The following is a 1,251-nucleotide window of genomic DNA, read 5'->3' as shown; positions in this document are numbered from 1 at the left end:
GGTCAGTGTCTGCTTCAATTTCCAACGTGACAGCGTTGACCCCAAGTTCAGCCAGCCCTTCCTTGAACAATTCGCGCGCCTTAGTTGGATTATATGCATAATCTTGCTTGGCATACGTTGCAAAGTCTTCTCCATTAGCTTGACTCAAGCCCTTTGGTGTAAAGGAATTTGCTGCTGTTGACGTACCAGATAGCACTTGTGAGTTCAATTCAGAACGATTTGTCGCCAAATTCAACGCTTGTCGGATTTTAGCATTCGTCAAGGCTTTCACGCTACCGCTTTGGTTATAAGCTAAATAAACGGTGGTCGCTTGTGGCGTGACGCGATAGCCCTTATTGTTTTTGTTGGCCTGTGCTAACTGCGGTGTATTCACTAGCGCTGCATCTAGCTTACCAGTCTTGTACATTTGTACGGCCACTTCAGGTTTTTGAATGACCTGGAAATCAATTTCTGGTGTTTTAACGTTTTTGGCGTCCCAATAATGCTCATTCTTCACAAGCTTAAACTGGTTGTTCGTCCCTTGCCAACCTTCAAACTTATACGGGCCATTATACAAAGACTTGGCCGCAGTGGTGGCAAATTGCTTGCCCTGCTTTTCCACAAACTTTTGCTGCTGTGGGAAAAATGTTGGGAAGGTCAATAGACTTTCAAACTGCGGGAGCGGCTTTTCTAAGGTGACGGTCAAAACGTTGCCTTTAGCGCTAATGCCCAAAGTTTTCTTGTCAGCGTCACCGCTTTGGATTTTATCGGCATTTTTAACCCCACTATACAAATACGCATATTCCGACTTTGTTGCCGGATCGTTAGCGCGTTGCCAACCATAAACAAAATCATCTGCTGTCAATGCTGACCCATCTGACCACTTCAAGTCTGGTCGCAACGTGATGGTCCAGGTTTTACCATCAGCAGACGCCTTAACCGACTTGGCTTGTGCTGGTTGTGGCGTGCCGTTTTTATCAGCACGCATCAGACCTTCCCCAGCATTCCCCACAATATCCATTGAATACTCATCCGTGACGGTTGCAGTATCTAGCCCGTTTAATGGTGTCGGTAGTGAAAAGTGTAATTCCTGACGATCTTTTGTTTAAGATGGGCCCCAGTGACCTGCAGCACGCGTTCCTGCTATTGCAACGACGACAACTGCGCCACCCGCTGCAAATTTTTGCCAATTTTTCATACATCCTATTTCCTTATTACTTAATAAAACTAATTATAATCTAACCTAAATAATATGACAAGCTCATTATTTTA

General features: G+C 44.8%; 1 pseudogene. It reads right to left on the bottom strand.

The features are described from left to right. Positions 1-1,177, bottom strand: a pseudogene (locus ACW12G_RS02350) (peptide ABC transporter substrate-binding protein); the annotation flags it as partial. Between the last annotated feature and the right edge of the window lie 74 nt (positions 1,178-1,251).

It is taken from the genome of Leuconostoc sp. (assembly GCF_965300815.1).
Note: the sequence above shows the minus strand (reverse complement) of the source record. Positions and strands in the feature narration are given on the sequence as shown.